Annotated in this window: 17 protein-coding genes; 7 read left to right on the top strand and 10 right to left on the bottom strand. The window is 71.1% G+C overall.

Annotation, left to right across the window (positions count from 1 at the left end; all coding sequences use genetic code 11):
• Positions 1–41: 41 nt before the first annotated feature.
• The 5 genes from GGR64_RS08000 (at position 42) to GGR64_RS07980 (ending at position 5,476) form a co-directional block, all read left to right on the top strand.
• Positions 42–944 carry an ABC transporter ATP-binding protein gene (locus tag GGR64_RS08000; RefSeq protein ID WP_160966355.1) on the top strand — a complete coding sequence of 301 codons (903 nt, stop codon included), beginning with the start codon at positions 42–44 and terminating at the stop codon, positions 942–944.
• On the top strand, positions 941–1,726 hold the full coding sequence (locus tag GGR64_RS07995; protein WP_184645011.1) for an ABC transporter permease: 786 nt from the start codon (positions 941–943) through the stop codon (positions 1,724–1,726). The genes GGR64_RS08000 and GGR64_RS07995 overlap by 4 nt, the downstream gene beginning before the upstream one ends.
• A gap of 100 nt (positions 1,727–1,826) precedes the next feature.
• A complete protein-coding gene (locus GGR64_RS07990) occupies positions 1,827–3,026 on the top strand; it encodes a sensor histidine kinase (RefSeq protein WP_184645009.1) in 1,200 nt (399 codons plus the stop codon).
• A 52-nt stretch (positions 3,027–3,078) separates the two neighbouring features.
• The gene (locus GGR64_RS07985; protein ID WP_160966361.1) at positions 3,079–3,681 is read left to right on the top strand and encodes a response regulator transcription factor; all 603 of its coding nucleotides are present in this window, start codon (positions 3,079–3,081) and stop codon (positions 3,679–3,681) included.
• Positions 3,682–3,784: 103 nt separating this feature from the next.
• Complete coding sequence (locus GGR64_RS07980) at positions 3,785–5,476, top strand: diguanylate cyclase (RefSeq protein WP_184645007.1); 1,692 nt, start codon at positions 3,785–3,787, stop codon at positions 5,474–5,476.
• A gap of 10 nt (positions 5,477–5,486) precedes the next feature.
• Here the strand turns inward: GGR64_RS07980 and fhuE are convergent, their stop codons facing one another.
• The 3 genes from fhuE to GGR64_RS07965 all read right to left on the bottom strand — a co-directional run bounded on the left by fhuE (position 5,487) and on the right by GGR64_RS07965 (position 9,703).
• Positions 5,487–7,652, bottom strand: a complete 2,166-nt coding sequence (gene fhuE, locus GGR64_RS07975) for a ferric-rhodotorulic acid/ferric-coprogen receptor FhuE (RefSeq protein ID WP_184645005.1) — start codon at positions 7,650–7,652, stop codon at positions 5,487–5,489.
• Between the two features lie 390 nt (positions 7,653–8,042).
• Positions 8,043–8,612 carry a cytochrome b gene (locus tag GGR64_RS07970; RefSeq protein ID WP_184645003.1) on the bottom strand — a complete coding sequence of 190 codons (570 nt, stop codon included), beginning with the start codon at positions 8,610–8,612 and terminating at the stop codon, positions 8,043–8,045.
• Complete coding sequence (locus GGR64_RS07965; RefSeq protein ID WP_184645001.1) at positions 8,609–9,703, bottom strand: catalase family peroxidase; 1,095 nt, start codon at positions 9,701–9,703, stop codon at positions 8,609–8,611. Before GGR64_RS07965 ends, GGR64_RS07970 begins: the two co-directional genes overlap by 4 nt.
• 212 nt (positions 9,704–9,915) lie before the next feature.
• Between GGR64_RS07965 and GGR64_RS07960 the strand changes: the two genes are divergently transcribed.
• Positions 9,916–10,866 carry a calcium/sodium antiporter gene (locus GGR64_RS07960; protein WP_184644999.1) on the top strand — a complete coding sequence of 317 codons (951 nt, stop codon included), beginning with the start codon at positions 9,916–9,918 and terminating at the stop codon, positions 10,864–10,866.
• Positions 10,867–11,001: 135 nt separating this feature from the next.
• Here GGR64_RS07960 and GGR64_RS07955 read toward each other — a convergent pair whose 3' ends face one another.
• The 6 genes from GGR64_RS07955 to GGR64_RS07930 are packed head-to-tail and all read right to left on the bottom strand — an operon-like array spanning position 11,002 to position 16,905.
• Positions 11,002–11,373, bottom strand: a complete 372-nt coding sequence (locus GGR64_RS07955; protein WP_184644998.1) for a Na+/H+ antiporter subunit G — start codon at positions 11,371–11,373, stop codon at positions 11,002–11,004.
• Entirely contained in the window at positions 11,370–11,654 is a 285-nt protein-coding gene (locus GGR64_RS07950; protein ID WP_017908201.1) for a K+/H+ antiporter subunit F, read from the bottom strand. The genes GGR64_RS07955 and GGR64_RS07950 overlap by 4 nt, the downstream gene beginning before the upstream one ends.
• Entirely contained in the window at positions 11,651–12,154 is a 504-nt protein-coding gene (locus GGR64_RS07945) for a Na+/H+ antiporter subunit E (protein WP_160966393.1), read from the bottom strand. Before GGR64_RS07945 ends, GGR64_RS07950 begins: the two co-directional genes overlap by 4 nt.
• Before the next feature lies 1 nt (position 12,155).
• On the bottom strand, positions 12,156–13,718 hold the full coding sequence (locus GGR64_RS07940; protein WP_184644996.1) for a monovalent cation/H+ antiporter subunit D: 1,563 nt from the start codon (positions 13,716–13,718) through the stop codon (positions 12,156–12,158).
• Positions 13,715–14,074, bottom strand: coding sequence for a Na+/H+ antiporter subunit C (locus GGR64_RS07935; protein ID WP_184644994.1), 360 nt, complete (start codon positions 14,072–14,074; stop codon positions 13,715–13,717). The genes GGR64_RS07940 and GGR64_RS07935 overlap by 4 nt, the downstream gene beginning before the upstream one ends.
• Complete coding sequence (locus GGR64_RS07930; protein WP_184644991.1) at positions 14,074–16,905, bottom strand: monovalent cation/H+ antiporter subunit A; 2,832 nt, start codon at positions 16,903–16,905, stop codon at positions 14,074–14,076. Before GGR64_RS07930 ends, GGR64_RS07935 begins: the two co-directional genes overlap by 1 nt.
• A gap of 416 nt (positions 16,906–17,321) precedes the next feature.
• Here GGR64_RS07930 and GGR64_RS07925 point away from each other — a divergent pair, with 416 nt between their 5' ends.
• The gene (locus tag GGR64_RS07925; RefSeq protein WP_184644989.1) at positions 17,322–18,257 is read left to right on the top strand and encodes an NAD-dependent epimerase/dehydratase family protein; all 936 of its coding nucleotides are present in this window, start codon (positions 17,322–17,324) and stop codon (positions 18,255–18,257) included.
• A gap of 128 nt (positions 18,258–18,385) precedes the next feature.
• Here GGR64_RS07925 and GGR64_RS07920 read toward each other — a convergent pair whose 3' ends face one another.
• Positions 18,386–18,868, bottom strand: a complete 483-nt coding sequence (locus GGR64_RS07920) for an Mpo1-like protein (protein WP_152236627.1) — start codon at positions 18,866–18,868, stop codon at positions 18,386–18,388.
• Positions 18,869–19,102: the final 234 nt, after the last annotated feature.

Genomic DNA, 19,102 nt, shown 5'->3' with positions numbered 1-19,102 from the left:
CGGCGCAGCCTAGACGCTCCTTGCCATTCCGGGAGCGTCCCATGTCCGATCACGATGCGTTGCCGCTGGCGCAGCTCAGCGGCGTCCACAAGCGCTACGGCGCGCTGGTTGCGCTCGACGGCGTCGACCTGCAGTTGCGCCGCGGCCAGTTGCTGGCGCTGCTGGGCGCCAACGGTGCCGGCAAGAGCACCGCGGTGAGCCTGCTGCTCGGGCTGCAGACGCCCGACGCCGGCAGCGTGCGCCTGTGCGGACAGGATCCGCGGTCGTTGGCGGCGCGCCGCCAGGCCGGGGCGATGCTGCAGACCGCTGGGCTGCCGGAGACGCTGCGCGTGGGCGAACTGTTGCTGCAGGCGCGCGGCTATTACCCGACGCCGCGCAGCGTCGCCGACTGCGTGGCGCTGGCCGGGCTGGACGGGTTGATGGCACGCCGCTACGGCCAGTTGTCCGGCGGCCAGCAGCGGCGTGTGCAGTTCGCAATGGCGATCTGCGGGCGGCCGCAGGTGCTGTTCCTGGACGAGCCCAGCACCGGCTTGGACATCGAGGCGCGGCAGGGCCTGTGGCGGGCGATCCGCGAACTGGTCGCCGATGGCTGCGCGGTGCTGCTGACCACGCACTATCTGGAAGAGGCCGAGGCGCTCGCCGATCGGGTGGCGGTGCTGCAGCGCGGCACGCTGATCGCCGAGGGCAGCGTCGCCGAGCTGCGCGCACGCTTCGAGCAATGCACCATCCGCTGCCGTAGCGCGCTGCCGGCCGCGCAGGTGGCGCAGTGGCCGCAAGTGCGCCGCGCCGACAACCGCGATGGCGTGCTGGAGGTGGTCGCCGAGCCGGCCGAGCCGGTGGTGGCGCGGCTGCTCGCCAGCGATCCAGCGCTGCAGGCACTGGAAGTCCGCCGTGCCGGCCTTGCCGACGCCTTTCTCGCCATCACCCGTGCGGAGGCTGCATGAACCCGATCGATCTTTCCGTTGCCCCGCCGGCGGCCGCCTGGTCGTTGCGTGACCAGCTCGCGCTGCTGCTGCGCGAAATCCGCTACGAGGTGGTGCGCTGGCTGCGCACGCCATCCTTCGCCTTGCCGACGCTGCTGTTCCCGCCACTGTTCTACCTGCTGTTCGGCGTGCTGCTCAATCATGGGCGCCACGATGCGGCGGTGTACCTGATGGCTAGCTACAGCGTGTTCGGAGTGATGGCGCCGGCCTTGTTCGGCTTCGGCGTCGGCCTGGCGCTGGACCGCGAGCGCGGGCTGTTGGCGCTGAAGCGGGCGATGCCGGTGCCGCCGCTGGCGCTGCTGCTGGCGCGCACCGCGCTGGCGATGGCGTTCGCGCTGGCGATCGGGGTGGTGCTGCAGGCGCTGGCCGCACTGCTTGGCGGGGTCATGCTGACGCCGACGCAGCGGATCGGGTTGCTGCTGGTGGACGTGCTGGGCACGCTGCCGTTCTGCGCGATCGGGCTGGCGCTGGGTGCCTACGCCGGCGGCAGCGGCGCGCCGGCGCTGGTCAACCTGATCTACCTGCCGATGGCGTTCCTGTCGGGGTTGTGGATCCCGCTGCAGCTGCTGCCCGCGTGGCTGACCACGCTGGCGCCGCTGTGGCCGTCCTATCACCTGGGCCAGCTGGCGCTGCGCGTGGTCGGGCAGGGCGACGGCCATGGCAGTGCCGGCCATGTCGCCGCACTGCTGGCGGTGACGGTGGTGTTCTACGCACTGGCGCAGCGGCGCCTGCGCCGCGGCTGATGGTGCGCCCTGTCGATCCCGGCGCCGTCGCGCGGCTCTGCGCGCCGGCGCCTTCGCTAAGCTATGCGCCGCGGCAGCCGTGCCGCCCTGGGAGCCCGACGTGATCGCCTTGCTGCACGCCTCGCCCGACTCGTTGATCGCCCGCCGCATCGGCTGGAGCTCGGCCAAGTCCAGCACCCACTGGTTCGTGTGGCTGTCGCTGGTGTGGTCGATCTGGCTGTTCGTCACCCCGTTGTACGAACCGCATTACTTCCGCAACTGGGTCGCGCCGACCCTGGCCAGCTATGCGGTGTTCCTCGCCTTGTACTACGTGGCCTATTACCGCCACCGGCGCTACCTGCCCTGGTGCGTGGCGGGCATGACGGCGCTGGCATTGGTGCTATTGCCGTACAACCCCGGTGCGCAGTGCTACATCATCTATGCCTGTGCCTTCCTGGCGTTCTGCCTGGAGCCGGTGCGTGCGGTGGTGGTGATGCTGCTGGTACTGGCGGTGTTCGCGCTGGCGTGGACGCTGCGTGGCTGGTCGCCGCTGTACATGGTCAGCGCGGTGGTGGTGGGCCTGTCGGTGGGGCTGATGAACATCAGTTTCGAGCGGCGTGCGCGCGGCGAGGCGCGACTGCGCCTGAGCCACGAGGAAGTGCGGCGCCTGGCGGCGGTGGCCGAGCGCGAGCGCATCGGCCGCGACCTGCACGACCTGCTCGGCCACACCCTGTCGCTGGTGGCGCTGAAATCGGACCTGGCCACGCGCCTGCTCGCCCACGACGCCGCCGCAGCGCAGCGCGAGATGGAGGAGGTGGGCCAGGTCGCACGCGAGGCGCTGGGCCAGGTGCGACGCGCGGTCAGTGGCATCCGCGCGGCGCAGCTGGCGGCGGAGATCGCCTCGGCCAAGCTGCTGCTGGAATCGTCCGGGGTGACCTTCCGCTACCAGGTCGAGGCGTTGCCGCCGTGCCCGCAGCTGGAGACGGTGTTCGCGCTGGTGCTGCGCGAGGCCGCCACCAATATCCAGCGGCATGCCTCTGCCCGCAACGCGCAGCTGCGGCTGTGGTGCGAGCGTGGCCAGGCCCTGCTGGAACTGCGCGACGACGGCCGCGGCGGCGCGCTGCAGCCGGGCACCGGGCTGAGCAGCATGCGCGAGCGGCTGGAGGCGGTGGGCGGCAGCCTGCGCATCGCCTCCGAGCGCGGCCTGGGCACCTGTCTGGTCGCCGCCGCGCCGTTGCCGCGGGCCGAGGTGGCCGTGCCGGAGGCCACGCTGGCGCCGCGGACGCAGGCCCCGGCGGACCAGGACGCCGCGCTCGGCTGAGCGCCTGCCCGGGCCGGGCACTACAATGGGCCGACAAGGACCGGGGGGTGCCGTGATTCGTTTAGTGCTGGCGGAGGACCAGGCGATGGTGCGCGGTGCGCTGGGCGCACTGCTGGGCCTGGAAGCGGATCTGGACCTGGTCGCCAGTGCGGCCGATGGCGAGGCCGCCTGGCGCGCGCTGCAGGCGCATGCGCCGGATTTGCTGGTCACCGATATCGAGATGCCCGGCCTCAGCGGCCTGGAACTGGCCCAGCGCATCCAGCGCCAGCAATTGCCGGTGCGCGTCATCATCGTCACCACCTTCGCCCGCCCCGGTTTCCTGCGGCGCGCGCTGGACGCCGGGGTCGGCGGCTATCTGCTCAAGGATGCGCCGCCGCAGCGGCTGATCGAGGCGATCCGCCAGGTGCACCGCGGCGGCCGCGCGATCGATCCGGAACTGGCGCTGGAAGCCTGGTCCGAGGCCGACCCGCTCAACGACCGCGAGCGCCAGGTGCTGCGCCTGGCCGGCGAGGGCGCCTCGGCCGGCGATATCGCCACGCAGCTGGGACTGTCGGCGGGCACGGTGCGCAATTACCTGTCCGAGGCGATCGGCAAGCTCGGGGTCGGCAACCGCATCGAGGCGGCGCGGCTGGCCCGGCAGAAGGGCTGGCTGTGACGCCACACTCGGTTCGGCCCGGAATTTGCATGGCTCCCTGCGCTTGACTGCGCAGCGCCGTGCGGGGCGCGCGCGGCCTCCCTCCTTCCCACTGGCCGACGCCATGCATTCCACCATGATCAACCGCTATGGCGTGCCGCTGGCCTTGCTGCTGCTGTTGGGCATCAGTGGCGGGGTGCTGGTGGGCAGCGAGCGCTTCCTCGACGATGCCGCCGCGGTGCAGCGCAGCCACCAGGTCATCGCCGAGATCAATGGCCTGCAGCTCAACCTCGCCGACTGCGATGCCTCGCTGCGCGGCTTCCTGCTACTGGAAACCCGCGAACACCTGGTCGACTTCCAGCAGTGCCAGCGCGCGCTGCCGCCGCGGCTGCAGCAGCTGGCCACGCTGCTGCAGGGCAAGCCGGCCCAGCAGCAGCGGCTGCAGGAGGTCCGGGCCCAGATCCAGGCGCGCATGCGCGACAGCGCGCGCGCCGTGGCCCGCTTCCAGGCCAAGGACGCGGGCCTGCTCAAACCCGACCCCGAACGCGCGCGGCACGGCCGCGCGCTGTCGCAGGCGATCCGTCGCAACACCGACAGCATGGTGCGCAGCGAACGCGCGGCGCTGGCCAGCAGCGCCCGCTCCACCACCGCCAACGCCGACCTGCTGCGCCGGCTGGCGATGGTCGGCATCCCGGCGGTGTGCGCGTTGACCCTGGGCCTGTACCTGCTGCTGCGCCGCGAGATCGGCCGCCGCAGCCAGGCCGAGCAGCGCGGCCACCATGCCAATGCGCTACTGGTGGGCACCGTGCAGCAGATGCAGCGCACCGAACAGGATCTGCGCACACTCAACCGGTGCAGCCGTGGGCTGCAGAGCTGCGTGCAGCAGGACGAGGCGGTGGAGGTCGCACGGCAGGCGCTGGAGCGCCTGCTCGGCGACGCCGGCTGCAGCGTGTACTGCACCGACGCGACGGGCGAGCAGGCCGTCTGCGTGGCCCACTGGGGCGAGGATGCGGTGTGCGCACCGGCGCTGACGCTGAGCGGCTGCGAAGGCCTGCGCCGCCGCGCCACCCAGATCCAGCGGCCGGGCGCAGCGCCGGCCTGCGCGCACGCCGCCGGCGCCACGCGGCATGGCACCTGCGTGCCGATGATGGTGCAGGGCGAGCCGCTGGGGCTGATCCACCTGTCCAGCCGCGATCCGGGCTTGCTCGAACGGCTGCACCTGGTGGAGGTGGTGGCGGAGCAACTGGCGATGGCGCTGCACAACCTGCAACTGCGCCAGCGCCTGCAGATGCAGTCGATCCGCGATCCGTTGACCGGGCTGTACAACCGCCGCTATCTGGAAGAATCGCTGGTGCGCGAGCTGGCCCGCTGCGAGCGGCGCGACCAGCCGCTGGCGCTGATGATGCTGGACCTGGACCACTTCAAGGCGCTCAACGACCGCCTCGGCCATGCCGGCGGCGACGCCTTGCTGGCCGCGTTCGGCCAATTGCTGACCGGGCTGGTGCGGCCGGAGGACATCGCCTGCCGCTACGGTGGCGAAGAGTTCACGGTGATCCTGCCCGGCGCCAGCGCCGCCGCCGCGCAGCGTCGCGCCGAGCAGATCCGCGCCGCGGTGGCGGCGCTGCAGGTGCAGCACCAGGGCCAGGCGCTGCCGCCGGTGACCGTGTCGATCGGCGTGGCCGCCTATCCGGACCATGGCCGCAGCACCGAGGAACTGCTGCGCTGCGCGGATGCGGCGCTGTACCGCGGCAAGCGCAGCGGCCGCAACCGCGTCGCCGCCGCCGGCGATGTGCCGCTGTGCGTCGTCGAGGCCTGACCGCGCTGGCTCAGAACGACCAGCTGAAGCTCAGCGCGCCGCTGCGCGGTTCGCCCCAGGCGCCGTAGCCGTAGATCTGCGCGTAGTAGCGCTTGTCGAGCAGGTTGTTGAGGTTGAGCTGCACCGAGAACGCCGGCGACAAGCGATAACGCGCAAAGGCGCTGACCAGCGCGTAGCCGCTCTGCTCGAAGCGGCCATAGGTGGGGTCGACGTAGTAGATGCGGTTCTGCCAATTGACGCCGCCGCCGAAGGTCAGTTCGCTCAGGCTGCGTGGCGTGTAGCTGCTGTAGAGCTTGAGCGTGGTCTGCGGCAGCTGGCTGTTGATGTCCGCGCCGGCAACGTCCTTGGCGACGTAGCGCGAGGCGCCGAAGGTCGCGTTCCAGCCCGGCGCCAGCTCGCCGTTGAGCTCGAGTTCGAAGCCACGGCTGACCGTGCCCTGCGCGGCGACGTAGGCGGTCTCGGTGGTGCCTTGCACGAATCCGGCAGTGGCCTGGGCGACGTTGTCCTGGTCGATGCGGAACACCGACAGCGCGGCGTTGAGGCGGTCGTCGAACCAGGCGCCCTTGATCCCGGCCTCGTAGCTCTTGCCGATCACCGGGTCCAGGTAGGCACCGCTGGCGGTGCGCGCGGTCTGCGGCTGGAAGATGTCGGTGTAACTGGCGTAGACCGACCAGACGTCGTCGAGCGTGTACACCAGGCCGGCATAGGGCGTGGTCTTCTCCTGGTGCAGCACATAGCCCACCCCGCTCTCGGCGCCGTCCACCTTCCAGTCGGTGTAGCGCGCGCCCACGATCAACTTCAGCGGATCGGCCAGCGACAATCGCGCCGCCGCATAGCCGGCCTTCTGGGTGACGGTGCCGCGGCTGAACTCGCTGATCGGCGACCAGGCCGGTTCCGGATACGCACCGGTCCAGCCCAGATAGCTGGGCAGCGGCCCGGGGAAGTCGAACGCCCCGGTGTTCACGTAGCGGCGGCGGTTGTAGCTGAGCCCGGCCATCAGTTCGTGTTCGCGCCCGCCCAGTTGGAACGGGCCTTCGGCGTAGGCATCCAGGCCGTCGACCTTGCGCCCGATGATGTAGTCGCCCGAATACGGCACCACGCCGGCGCCGGTCTGGCGGTCGAAACCGTAGATCGTGTAGTACGGGTAGAACAGCTTGTCGGTGACGTCGGTCTGGTCGTGGGTGGCGTTGAGCTTGAGCTGCCAGCCGTTGCCGAAGGCGTGCTGCAGGGTGGCGAAGGCGCGCTTGCTGGTGGTGTCCCAGAAGGTCCAGTCCGCGGCCGGGTTGAACCAGCGCGGATAGTCGGTGCGGCTGCCGTCGGCGTACCACAGCGGGAAGCCGCCCCAGGTGACGCCGTCGGACTGCTTGTTCTGGTAGTCGTAGCCCACGCTCAGCTGCGTGTCCGGGGTCAGGTCGGCATCGATCACCGCATAGCCCAGCGACTTGCGCTGGCTGTAGCGCTGCACGTACGAATCGGTATCCAGGTAGCTGCCGATCACCCGTGCGCGCACCGTGCCGCTGGCGTTGAGCGGCGTGGTCACGTCGACCGTGGAGCGCGTGCGGCCCCAACTGCCGGCGCTGACGGTGACGCTGCCGGTCAGTTCGGCGCTGTCGGCGTGCTTGCGGATCAGGTTCACCGAGGCCGAGGGGTTGCCGGCACCGGTGAGCAGGCCGGTGGCGCCGCGCACCACTTCCACGCGGTCGTACAGCGCAAGGTCCAGCGCCGAATCGCCGTAGCTCCAGTTCTGCACCATCGTGGTCGGGATGCCGTCGAACTGGTAGTTGTCGATGTAGAAGCCGCGCGCGTAGAACTCGAAGCGTTCGCTGTCCGAACGCGTGCTGGACACGCCGGTGGTGTTCTCCAGCACGTCGATGATGTCGTCCAGGCCCTGATCCTCGATGCGCTGGTGGCTGATGATGCTCACCGACTGCGGGATCTCCCGCGGCGCCAGTTCGAAGCGCGTACCGGCACTGGTCTTGCGCACGCTGTAGCCCTCGGCGCGCTCGCCCTTGACGCTGATCTTGTCCAGGGTGGTGACGTCGCGTTCGGTGTCGTCGGCGCCGTCTGCAGCGGCCGCGGTCGGTGTCGCGGCGAACGTCGGCACGGCGGCCAGCAGGCAGGCGACGGCCAGGGCCGAACGGTGCGGGAAACGGCAGGCGGGGGCAACACGGGACATCGCGGACTCCAAGGCAGCAGGCATGGCCATCGCCGGCGCAGCGCCGGACGACGATCGGATGGTGAGCTGGCTTGGCGCGGGCGCCCGCAGGCCGGCGTGGCGGCTGCGGACCATCGGCGCTGGCTGGCGCGGTCGCGGCGCCGGATTCCCATGGGGGCGACCGGCGCGCGGGAACAACTGGGGGCGGACGAGCGTGCCCGTCCGCCGGCAAGTGTAACGGCGGCCCGACGCCGGCACCATGTCGTTGCCGACACAAATGCCTGGCGCGGCCCGGATGCAGGGCGACCCCGCGGCGGCCGCTGCGCGCGAGCGGGGCCAGTGCGGCGCGGCGGCGGTGCCTGCGTGCGCGGCAGGTGGCGCTCGCGCGGCCCCGCCTGCGTGTCCGGGGGACTACGTCTGGTCGTGCGGCGCGACTGGCGTCACCGGGCCGCGCGCCATGCTCGAGAACACGCCGTCGCGGCGCACCCAGGCATGGAACAGCGCCGCGCACAGGTGCGCCAGCACCGTGGCGAACAGCAGGTAGGCCAGCCAGCCGTGCGCGCTGCGCAGCCAGGCGTACAGCGCCGGGCTGTGCGGGGCGATCGGCGGCAACTGCATGCCCGGCCACAGCACGATCGGGTAGCCGCCGGCCGAGAGCATCGACCAGCCCAGCAGCGGCATCGCCAGCATCAGCGCGTACAGCAGCCAGTGCGAGGCATGCGCGGCGGCCTGCTGCCAGCGCGGCAGGTCGGCCGGCAGCGGCGGCGGCCGGTGCCGCAGGCGGTTGCCCAGGCGCACCAGCGCCAGCAGCAGGATCGCGATGCCCAGTGGGCGATGCAGGTCCAGCAGCCAGGGCCGCTGCGACACCGAGGCGACCATGCCCACGCCGACGAACAGCATGGTCAGGATCATCGCCGCCATCAGCCAGTGCAGCACCCGCGCGGGCAGGTTGAAATGCGCGGAGCGGTCGTCGCGGTTCATTGCGCACCTCCATGCGGCGTGCCGGTGGCATCGGGGGCCTGGCCGTGGGCGATCTCGCGCTCGCGGCGATTGAAGGACTGCGAGTACACCGCCGAGCGCGCGGCCAGGATCGGGTCGTCCGAGCCGGCGATGCCGCGCGGCAGGATCAGCGGATCGTAGTTGAGGTCGCGGCACGGCCCGGTGGCCTGCGGCTCGGCATGGTCCAGCACCAGGGTGCCGGCGACCACCTGCTGGCGGTCCTGCGGCCACGGCTGCGACGGGTCGTCGACCGGGTCGCCGGGCGCGGCCACGGTCAGCACCAGGTCCCAGCGTAGTGGGCCGTGTGCCAGCCGCGCCTGTAGGTCCTCGCTGAGGAAGTCGGCGTCGGCCTTGGCGCGTTGCTCGGCCGACAACGGCGCGAACGGGGTCTGCGGGCGCATCGACCAGCGCACCGCATGCGTGCTGCCGTCGGCGGCGGTGAAGCGGAACGCGTTGACGCCGTTGTACTGGGTGTTGGCCCAGCTGTTCGACCACGGCGCGGTCTTGGCCCATTCCTGGAACTTCTTCGCCTCCGGGTAGCGCTGCACGAACGCCGCCATCTTCGCCGGGTCCGGCTTGCCGGTGGCCGGGTCGGGTTGTGCGGCCAGGGTCTGCGCCATGAAGCCCTCGGGGCTGGCGACCACGAAGAACGGGAAGCTGTTCATCGCCGTGCGCCATTCCTGGCCGTCGTCGCTGCGCAACTGCAGGGCCATGCTGCGCACGCGCGCCGCACCGTCTGCGCCGTGCGGGTCGCCGCCGCCGATCGACAGGCGGCCCAGCACCGGCACCGAGGATTGCGCGAACACCCGCGCCGAGGACAGCGCGCTGCCCTGGCCGTTGCCCTCGAAATGGCCGCTGACGCACACGCCCTTGCTGTGCGCGCGGCGGAAGCCCGGATGCGGCGGGCCGCCGGCTTCGATGGCGTCGGTCATGCGTTGCGCAGTCAGCCGTTGCGGACCGCCCAGCCAGCCGGCGCTCCAGGCGAAGGCGGCGGCGAGCACGGCGGCGATCGCGGCGATGCCCGCCAGCGCCAGCCAGGGCCGCCGCGGCGGCGTGGGATCGGGACGGGACATGGGGCGGCTCCTGTGGCGATGGCGAGGGAGGGACGCGGTCGGGCGCGTGGCAGGCGCTAGCAGACACGGTCGGGCATGAACGCGGTGCAGTCGTGGCGAGCGGGCTGCGCGCGGTCGGCCGCCGTAGCGTGCCATGAGCGGCGGGGCACGACCACGGCGGCATCATCGACGCTGCGCATAGAATCGCCGCATCTTGCGGGCAGGAGTCGGCGATGGCCGGTGCGATCGGGTGGGTACTGGTGGGGCTGGCGTTCCTGGCGCTGGGCGGGGACTCGATCGTGAAAGCGGCCTCCGGCCTGGCCCAGCGCTGCGGCGCCTCGCCGTTCGTGGCCGGGTTGCTGCTGGTGGCCTTCGGCACTTCGCTGCCGGAACTGGCGGTCAATGTGCGCGCCTACGCGGCCGGCGCGCAGGACCTGGCGCTGGGCAACGCGGTCGGCAGCAACCTGGCCAATCTCGGCCTGACCCTCGGCCTGGCCGCGCTGGCGGCACCGCTGCTGCTGCGTACCCGCCTGCTGCCACCGCTGCTGGTGTTGCTGACCCTGGCGACGCTGGCGCTGATCGGCTTCGGCCTGGATGGGGCGATCTCGCGCGTGGAAGGCGTAGCGCTGCTGCTGGCCTTCGTCGGCGTGGTCGCGTTCCTGCTGCTGCGCGCGCGTCACGAACCGGCCGCGCGCCAGCTCGGCGTGTCCGGCTACGCGGTGACCCGCACCGGTCTGGTGCTGAACCTGCTGCGCCTGCTGATCGCCATCGTGCTGTTGAACGCCGGCGCCAACCTGGTGGTGACGCATGCGCCGCAGCTGGGTGCGGCCTGGGGCCTGTCGCCGCTGCTGGTCGGCCTGCTGCCGGTGGCGATCGGCACCGCGCTGCCGGAAGCGGCCGCCGCGGTGGCCGCGGCACGCCGTGGCCAGGGCGACATGGTGGTCGGCCACGTGCTGGGTTCGAGCCTGTTCAACCTGCTGGTGGTGATCGGCGGCATGGCGGCGCTGCGGCCGCTGCCGTTGCCGGCCTCCTTCGTGCGGCTGGAGCTGCCGGCGGCGATTGCGCTGGCCGTGGTGCTGTACCCGATGCTGCGCGGCGACATGCGCTTGAGCCGCGGCGAAGGTGCGGTGCTGCTGGCGGCGTTTCTGGCCTGGGTGGGCCTGGAGTTGGCGTTGGTGGCTTGAGTGCCGAGAGTGGGGATTCGGGAGTGGGGATTGGAAAAAGCGGCTGGCTTCAGTGGTAGGAGCGGCTTTAGCCGCGACGGGCGTTCCCGGTAAAGCCTGTCGCGGCTAAAGCCGCTCCTACGCAGACCTGCGCGCTCAGCGCTCCTCCGGCTGCTCCGGCGGCGGCAGCCCTTCCTGATCGGCGTGGTCGCTGCCCGGCACCTGCGGGCGCTGTTCCAGCATCAACGACAGCGCCGCCTTGGCCATCATGTGCGCGCTGATCGGCGCGGTGATGAACAGGAACGCGGTGATCAACAGTTCGCGCGGCTGCGGGTCCTGGCCCAGGAACAGGTGGTAGCCGACCGAGGCCAGCAGCACGCAGCCCACGCCCAGGGTGCTGGCCTTGGTCGGCGCGTGCAGGCGCTTGAAGAAGTCCGACAGCTTCACCAGCCCCAGCGCGCCGACCAGGATGAAGAAGCAGCCGACGATCAGCAGCAGCGACAGCCCGACCTGCAGTGCGGCGATCATTCGACGATGTCCCGGCGCAGCACGAACTTGCTCAGCACCACGGTGCTGCCGAAGCCGAGCATGGCGATGATCAGCGCCGCCTCGAAGTAGACCGGCGAATCCAGGTACATGCCGAACAGCATCAGCTCGGCGATGGCGGTCACCGACAGCGTGTCCAGCGCCAGGATGCGGTCGGGCACGGTCGGCCCGCGCAGCAGCCGCCACAGCGCCAGCAGCATCGCCAGCGCCACCACGTGCATGCACACGACGATCGTGGTCTCGATGAACATGTGGCTGGTCATGGGAAGATCTCCATCAACGGCGCCTCGTAGCGCGTCTTGATCTGCCGGATCACGGTCTCGGCATCGTCCAGGTGCAACACGTGCACCAGCAGGTACTTGCGGTCGTCCGACAACGCCGCCGACACCGTGCCCGGGGTCAGGGTGATCATGCTGGTCAGCGCGGCGATACCGTGGATGTTGGCGATGTCGAGCGGCACCCAGATGAAACCGGGGTGGATCCGTTTCTCCGGGCCGAGCACCTGCAGCGCCACCACCACGTTGGAGCGCACGATGTCCCAGGCCGCCACGCACAGCATCTTCGGCACCGAACGCAGCGAGCCGATGCGCGCGAACTCGCGGTCCAGGCGCGCGGCGAACAGCGGCACCGCCACGCCCAGCATGGCGCCCAGCAGCAGCTGGCCGAGACTGAAGCTGTCGCTCATCAGCAGCCAGAACGCGGTGACGGTCAGGCTCAACGGCCAGGACGGGAACAGGCGGCGCGACCAGGGACGGGCGGACATGTCAGGGCTCCCGCAGGATCGGCGCGGTGCCGCGCAGCTGGGTGGTGTAGTCGGCCGGGCGCAGCAGTTGCGCGGCGGCGGCCTCGCCGTAGCGCAGCAGCGGCCCGGCGGCCACGGTCATCGCCACGCCGTAGCCGAGCAGCAGCACGGTGGCGGCGGTTTCCAGCGGCCGCGCCGGCGCCTTGCGCGGGGCCGGGCGCGGCAGCTCCACGGTATCGTCCTCGGCCGTTTCCTGGTCGCCGGGCACGCGCCAGAACAGGCGCACGCCGCCGCGGGTCAGGCCCATGATCACCATCAGGCTGCTGAGCAGCACCGCGGCCCACACCGGCCCGGTCAGCCCGCCCGGCGTCGCGCTGAGGATCGCCACCTTGGCCAGGAAGCCGGACAGCGGCGGCAGCCCGGCCACCGAGATCGCCGCGATCAGGAACAGCACGCCGGGCACGGTCTTGCCGGGCAGCGGCGCGATGATCTCCTTACGGTCGCTGGCGCCGCCGCGGCGGCGCCGGATCAGGTCGGCGATCAGGAACAGCGCCGCGGCGACGAAGCTGCTGTGCGCTAGGTAGTACAAGCCGGCGCCGAGCGTGCCGGGCGCATCCAGGGCGAAGGCCACGAACAGCGTTGCCGCCGACACGATCACCAGGTAGCCGATCAGCACCCGCAGGCGCACCGCCGCCAGCACGCCCAGCGCGGCCAGCAGCAGCGTCGCCAGGCCCAGCCACAGCAGCCAGTCGCGGCCATAGCCGTCCAGCGCCTGCGCCTGGTTGCCGAGGATCAGCGTGCTCACCCGCAGCACCGCGTACAGGCCGACCTTGGTCATGATCACGAACAGCGCCGCCACCGCCGCCGGCGCGCGTGCATAGGTTTCCGGCAGCCACAGGTACAGCGGCAGCAGCGCGGCCTTGGCGCAGAACACCAGCAGCAACAGGCCGAACGCGGCCTTGATCAGCGCCACGTTCTGCGGCGGCGCCTGCGCCACGCGCTGCGACAGCTCGGCCATGTTCAGCGAGCCGAGTAGCGCGTACAGCAGGCCCAACGCAATCAGGAACACGGTGGAGGAGGTGACGTTGAACACCACGTAGTGGAAGCCCACACGCAGGCGCAGGCCGCGCCCGCCGCTGAGCAGCAGGCCGTAGGAGGCGATCAGCATCACCTCGAAGAACACGAACAGGTTGAACACGTCGCCGGTCAGGAACGCGCCGTTGAGGCCGACCAGCTGGAATTGGAACAGCGCGTGGAAATGCGGCGCGCGCCGGTCCCAGCCGGCGCAGGCGTGCAGCAGGCAGGCGCCGGCGAGCAGGGTGGTGGTCGCCAGCATCCACGCCGACAGGCGGTCGGCCATCAGCACGATGCCCAGCCGCGAGGGCCAGTCGCCGAGCAGATAGGCGTGGACCTGGCCGTCGCTTACCTGCACGCACAGCGCCAGCACCGTCGCGGCCAGCGCCGTCATCGCGGTCCAGGCCACCACGCGGCGCACCTTGCGGCCATAGCGGCGGTGCTCCACGAACAGCGACAGCGCCGCGCCGAGCAACGGGATCAGGATCGGCAGGATCAGCAGATGGGTCATGGCGGCTGGCCCTCGGCCGGATCCTGGCGCGCATCGACGTGGTCGCTGTGGTTGTCGCCGCGGCTGCGCATCGCCAGCACGATGCTCACCGCGGTCATCGCGAAGGCGATCACGATCGCAGTCAGCACCAGCGCCTGCGGCAGCGGATCGGCGTGTTCGGCCAGGGTTGGGGCGATGCCGTCGCGCAGCACCGGCGCCTTGCCCTGCACCAGCCGGCCGCCGGCGAAGATCAGCAGGTTGGTAGCGTAGGACAGCACGGTCATGCCCAGGATCACGTCGAAGCTGCGCGCCCGCAGCAGCAGGTACACGCCCACCGCGGTCAGCACCCCGATCGCGCTCGCCAGTGCCAGTTCCATCAGTGCATCTCTCCGGTGATGGGCGAACGCTGCGCCGGGTCGATCTGCCCGCGCTGCGAGTCGCGGGTGCGCGAGGGCTTGATGGTGCCCATCATCGACAGCGACAGCATGGTCCCGCCGAACACCACCAGATACACGCCGGTATCGAAGATCAGCGCACTGGCCAACGGCACGCTGCCGATCAGCGGCAGCGCCAGGTCGAGATGGCCGCTGGTCAGGAACGGCACCCCGAACAGCATCGAGGCCATGCCGCCCAGCGTGGCCAGCAGCAGGCCCAGGCCGATGCAGCGGATGTAGTCGAAGCCGAAGCGCGACTCCACCGAGGCCGCGCCCTGGATCACGTACTGCATCAGCAGCGGCACCGCCAGCACCAGCCCGGCGATGAAGCCGCCGCCGGGCGCGTTGTGGCCGCGCAGGAACAGGAAGATCGACACCGTCAGGGTCAGCGGGAACATCAGCTGCGCCAGGTCGGCCGGCACCGGCAGCTTGATCGGCGGCCCGGGCATCACCTTCTCCGGCGCCATCCGCGCGCGCCGCAGCAGCGCGTGCACCACCAGCGCGGCGATGCCGAACACGGTGATCTCGCCGAAGGTATCGAAGCCGCGGAAGTCCACCAGGATCACGTTGACCACGTTGCGGCCGTAGGCTTCCGGCAGCGCGCGCTGCAGCAGCTCGCCGGCCATGGTCGTTGCCGGCCGGGTCATCACCGAGTACGCCAGCAGCGCCATGCCGCCGCCGGCGACGATCGCCAAGGCCGCATCGCGCCAGCGGCGCCAGCGCCGCGGTTCCGGCGGCGAGGCCTTGGGCAGGTAGTTCATGCCCAGCAGCATCAGCACCAGGGTCACCATCTCCACCAGCAACTGGGTCAGCGCCAGGTCCGGTGCCGACAGGAACACGAACACCAGGCTCACGCCCAGCCCGCTGCCGCCCAGCACCAGCACCGCCAGCAGGCGCTGGTGGTACAGGAACAGCGTGGACAGCGCGCAACTGAGGATCAGCAGCCACAGGCCCCAGCCCAGCAGCGGCATGCCCTGCGGCGCCGGCCACTGCTGCCACAACGGTGGCGCGTTCAACAGCGGCGCGGCCACCACCACCACCGCGGCCAGCACCAGCCAGCGCAGGCTGCGTTGCAGGCTGCCGTTGGCGAGCACGCGGGTGAAGCGCGCGGCCACGCCGAACAGGGTCTGCACGTGCCAGTGGAACACGCGCTTGCCCAGCGAGTGGCGCACCTCGGTGTACAGCGCGGTCAACCGGCGCAGGCCGAAATACAGCGCCACGCCGCCGACCACGCCGGCGATGCTCATCGCCAGCGGCGCGTTCCAGCCGTGCCAGACGGCCAGGCTGTAATCGGGCAGGGCGTCGCCGAGGATCGCGCCGGCGGCGCTGCGCAGCACCGGCGCCACGGTCAGCGCCGGCACGATGCCGACCGCCACGCACACCAGCACCAGGATCTCCACCGGAATCTTCATCCAGCGTGGCGGCTCGTGCGGCATCGTCTCAAGATCGCGCGGGCCCTTGCCGAAGAACGTCTCGTAGACGAAGCGCAGGCTGTAGGCCACGCCGAACACGCCGGCCAGCAGTGCCGAGGTCGCGGTGAACAGGCGCATCGCCGCCGGACCGTCGGCGCCCAGCGCCTCGGCGAAGAACATCTCCTTGGACAGGAAGCCGTTGAGCAGCGGGATGCCGGCCATCGACAGCGAGGCGGTGATCGCCAGCGCGCTGGTGATCGGCATCCAGCGGCGCAGGTTGCCGAGCCGGCGCATGTCGCGGGTGTGGGTCTCGTGGTCGATGATGCCGGCGGCCATGAACAGCGAGGCCTTGAACACCGCGTGGTTGAGGATATGGAACACGCCGGCCACCACCGCCATCGGCGTGGACAGCCCGAACAGCATGGTGATCAGGCCCAGGTGCGAGATCGTGGAATACGCCAGCAGGCCCTTGAGGTCGTGCTGGAAGATCGCGAACCAGGCGCCGGTGAGCAGAGTGACCGCGCCGATGCCGCTGACCGTGTAGAAGAACAGGTCGCTGCCGGCCAGCGCCGGATGCAGCCGCGCCAGCAGGAACACGCCGGCCTTCACCATCGTCGCCGAGTGCAGGTAGGCCGACACCGGGGTGGGCGCGGCCATCGCATGCGGCAGCCAGAAATGGAACGGGAACTGCGCGCTCTTGGTGAAGATGCCGAGCAAAATCAGCCCCAGCGCCCACGGATACAGCGGGCTGGCGCGGATCACGTCGCCGGCGGCGAGCACCGCGTCGAGCTGGTAGCTGCCGACGATGCGCCCCAGCAGCAGCACGCCGCCGAGCAGCGCCAGGCCGCCGCCGCCGGTGATCACCAGGGCCATGCGCGCGCCGTCGCGCGCGTCCTGGCGGTGCGACCAGAAACCGATCAGCAGGAACGAACTGATGCTGGTCAGTTCCCAGAACACCATCAGCAGCAACAGATTGCCGGCGATCACCATGCCCAGCATCGCGCCCATGAACAGCAGCAGATAGGCGTAGAAGCGCGCCGCGTTCTCGCGTGCGCTCAGGTAGTAGTGCGCGTACATCACTACTAGCGCGCCGATCGCCAGCACCAGGCCGGCGAACATCCAGGCCAGGCCGTCCAGGCGCAGCGAGAACTGCAGGCCGATCTGCGGCAGCCAGGCGTGGTCGGCGCGGACGATGCCGCCCTCAAGCACGGTCGGCGTCAGCGCGCCCAATATTGCCAAGCCCGCCAACGGCGCCAGCGCCGCGGCCCAGGCCAGGGTGGCACGCGAGCGGTGGCGCAGGGCAACCACGGCCACTGCCATCAGAAACGGCAAGGCCAGCAGGAGGTCGAGGGCTGGGATCATGCAGGGAATACGAGATTCGCGAGCAGGAGCCCGAGTGTAACAGGCGCGTCACGGCGTTGGCCGGCGCGGAAACGAAAGGCGTGCACGGTCATGCGCACAGCATAGCCGCAGGCAGGTGATGTGCCTGCGAGTACGCGTTGCATGGGGCTGTCGACTGCCGACTGTGCAGGGCGTGCGCCATGCGTGTGGCACGAGCGTTGCCGTGGGTGGGCATGTTCTGCAGCAGAGGCGCCTGTCGCTCTCGATGCGGGCACGTGCGGCGTAGGGCGAGGGCGCCGTGAGCGTGGCGATCGTGGGTGATTGCGTACGCCAGCGCCGCGTAATCGCGCGCCTCCATCCGCCGTGGCGTGCTGTGCAGCGGCCCGATCCCGCATGCTCCCGGCCGCAAACGGCCGTGCACGCACTATTCTGTGTCGATGATCGATTCGCCTGCCGCTGCGTCCGCTTCCCCTCCGTCCGTCGCCTCCCCGCGCGTCGCGCTGGTGTTCGGCGGCAGCGGCCAGATCGGCGAGCGCCTGCTGCACCGCTTGCTGGCCGACGGGTGGGAGGTGCATGCCTACTCCCGTCAGACGCGCGCGCCGCAATCCGGCCTGCACTGGCATGCCGGTGAACTCAGCGCGCTGCAGGCGCCGCCGGTGGCGGCCGACGTGGTGTTCAGTTGCGGTCCGCTGGACGCCTTCGCCGACTGGTACCGGCGCGCGCCGGTCGCCGCGGCGCGCGTGGTCGCGTTCGGCTCCACCAGCCTGGAAGTCAAGCGCGACTCGCTGGATCCGGCCGAGCGCGACGTCGCCCGGCGCCTGCGCGAGGCCGAGGCCATCGTGTTCGCGGTCGCGGCCGAGCGCGGCGCGGCGGCGACGGTGCTGCGGCCGACCCTGGTCTACGGCGCCGGCCGCGACCGCACCCTCAGCGCGATCGCGGCACTGGCGCGGCGCACCGGCTGGTTCGTGCTGCCGCGCAGCGCCAGCGGCCTGCGCCAGCCGGTGCACGTGCAGGACCTGGCCGACGCGGCGCTGGCGGTGCTGGCGCATCCGGCCACGCACGGGCGCAGCTACGCCCTCGGTGGCGGCGAGACGCTCACCTATTGCGAGATGGTGCGGCGGGTCTTGGCCGTACTGCGTCCGCCAGCGCGGTTGCTGACGCTGCCGCATGCGCTGTTCGCGTCGGCGCTGGCGCTGGCCCACGCCTGCGGCCGCCTGCAGGGCATGAACCGCGCCGCGCTGCAGCGCATGCGCGAGGACCTGACGTTCGATCTGCAACCGGCGCGGCGGGATTTCGGCTACGCGCCGTGCGCCTTCGCGCCGGATGCGGGGATGTTGGGCCTGGACCTTGGGGACACGGCGAAGCAGGGCTGACGCCGCGTCGCGCGCACGCGTCAGCTGGGTGCGGACGGCGCGCAGGCGCCGCGGCGAACGAGGGGAGGAAGGTCCGGGCAGCGTCCGCGCGTACCCGGCGGCTGTGCTGCGGTGTGGGGCGGCCGCGCTCAGTAGCGCCAGTGCATGCGCCGGTACAGCTTGGCCAGCACCCAGGCCGGGCCGATCAGCAGATAGGTCAGGTCGGTGAGGAAGCTGGGCCGGTGGCCTTCCAGTGCGTGCCCGATGAACTGCGCGATCCAGGCCACCACGAACACGCCGATCGCCAGCCACAGCAGCCCCTGCAGGCCCAGGTGCGCCTCCAGCAGCCGGCACAGGCAGCCGCAGAAGAAGAACGCCGCCAGCATGCCGTAGCCCAGCGGACGCGACAGGCGGTTGTAGTACATCCACGCCGCGAACATGCCCAGCGCCGCCCACAGCCCGCTCTGGAACCAGGTGCCGCCGACCGGGATGCACCACAGCAGCGCCACCACAGACCACAGGATCGCCGGCACGGCGACCACGTGGATGCGCTGGTTGGCGGCATTGCGGTGATCGTCGGAATAACTGGCGAAATAGCGGTCGATCGGGCGCGCGTAGGCGGTGGTATCCATCTTCCCTCCCAGGAACCGGCCCAGCATAGCGCCATCGTCGGTGCGATGCGGAGACACCGGGCCGCGCATCCGGCGACGCCGGCAGCCGTTGCCAGCAGCACGGACGCCTTGCCCGTTTGCTGGTCGCGCCCGATGCCGTCCATGTCCTCGCCCAGCACAGCACGCATGCAGCCGTCCCCAGCGGAGCGACCTTCGGGGTCCTGCAAAACGTCGGGCAATGTCCTGTGGGAGCGG

The organism is Xanthomonas sp. 3307 (genome assembly GCF_014199735.1).
Taxonomy (GTDB): Bacteria; Pseudomonadota; Gammaproteobacteria; order Xanthomonadales; family Xanthomonadaceae; genus Xanthomonas_A; species Xanthomonas_A rydalmerensis.
Note: the sequence above shows the minus strand (reverse complement) of the source record. Positions and strands in the feature narration are given on the sequence as shown.